The organism is Bacillus sp. JJ1127, assembly GCF_036965845.1.
In the GTDB taxonomy this organism is placed as follows: domain Bacteria; phylum Bacillota; class Bacilli; order Bacillales; family Bacillaceae_G; genus Bacillus_A.
Map to the genome: position 1 here is coordinate 1 of NZ_JBALQK010000443.1, position 1,319 is coordinate 1,319.

2 protein-coding genes and 1 pseudogene are annotated in these 1,319 nt (G+C 31.2%); 2 read left to right on the forward strand and 1 reads right to left on the reverse strand.

The genetic code is table 11. The features are described from left to right. Positions 1–200, reverse strand: a pseudogene (locus V7183_RS25685) (hypothetical protein); the annotation flags it as partial. A 128-nt stretch (positions 201–328) separates the two neighbouring features. Between V7183_RS25685 and V7183_RS25690 the strand changes: the two are divergent. Beyond that, positions 329–751 carry a DMT family transporter gene (locus V7183_RS25690; protein ID WP_097895739.1) on the forward strand — a complete coding sequence of 141 codons (423 nt, stop codon included), beginning with the start codon at positions 329–331 and terminating at the stop codon, positions 749–751. Positions 752–765: 14 nt separating this feature from the next. Further along, positions 766–1,230 carry a DMT family transporter gene (locus V7183_RS25695; protein ID WP_097895741.1) on the forward strand — a complete coding sequence of 155 codons (465 nt, stop codon included), beginning with the start codon at positions 766–768 and terminating at the stop codon, positions 1,228–1,230. Positions 1,231–1,319 lie beyond the last annotated feature (89 nt).

A 1,319-nucleotide genomic window follows, 5' to 3' on the forward strand; every position in this document is an offset into this window, starting at 1 on the left:
CTTAATGTGCTATATGCCTTTGCTTTACCTTCAACAAAGAAATATAAATAGTGAATATCTTCATTCTCCTTACAAATATGTTCATTCTTTTTAAAGAGTAATAGTTCCATATAGGATTTCATGTCATTACTAAAAAATGATTCAATATGATTCTGTCTTACATAATCATCTAACTTATGAGAATTGCTTATTTTCTTCATAGATCCCCCACCTCTGTAACTCTTTTTCATTATAAAGAAAATTTCTTCTTTTCACTATGACATATGTCATAGTAACTCACGATTTAATCATGATACATTACATGTAAATTTGTAAGGGGGAAACGGAATTGTATAATTTACTCTCAATTATTATAGGTGCTTTCATCGCCATTATGATTCCTTTAAATGGCATCTTATCTGAAATTACAGGGAATTATATGTCTAGTGTAATGATTCATCTCGTTGGATTATTTGCCATTGTTATTGTATTACTTGTTAGCAAATCCAAACTTCGTATGCAGCAAGGAATACCTCTTTACCTTTATAGCGCAGGAGCTATCGGAGTGTTTACCGTACTGTTTAGTAATATAAGCTTCTCAGCACTTGGCGTCTCTATCACAATCGCTTTAAGTTTACTTGGGCAATCTGTATCATCTATTATTATCGATCATTTCGGTCTATTAGGGATGAAGGTTGTAAAATTTGAAAAGAAAAAAATGATTGGATTACTTCTGATTTCTTCTGGAATCGTTGTAATGACTATTTTTTAATGGAGGGTGAAATGATGCTATATATTTGTATCGCTATTTTAGCTGGGGTTTCTATTGTAATTGCAAGAATTATTAATGCTAACTTAGCAGCAAAGATTGGAATTTTCCAAGGAACGTTTTTCAACTATATTACGGGACTATTTTTTTCTTTTATATTTTTACTTTTTAGTAGCGAATCTCTTCATGTATCCAGTACTACATTACAATCTATACCGTTCGCAGCCTATTTAGGCGGTTTAGTCGGTGTTATTGTAATTGTATTATCAAACTATATTACTCCTAAAATATCTTCTTTCTATTTAACATTGTTGATTTTTGTAGGGCAATTATTTATGGGAGTAGTAATTGATTTCTTTACATCAAACGATGTATCTATCGGTAAAATAATCGGTGGGTTTTTAGTATTACTTGGACTCACTTATAATTTATTGGTCGATAAAACATATGAGCCCATAAAAAATAGTAAGGTACAACTCTAACAGCATGCCCAAAAATATAAAAGGAATAAATCCGCTCGCTTACATCGGACTTATTCCTTTTATATACGAATACCTTCAGGTTCAACACA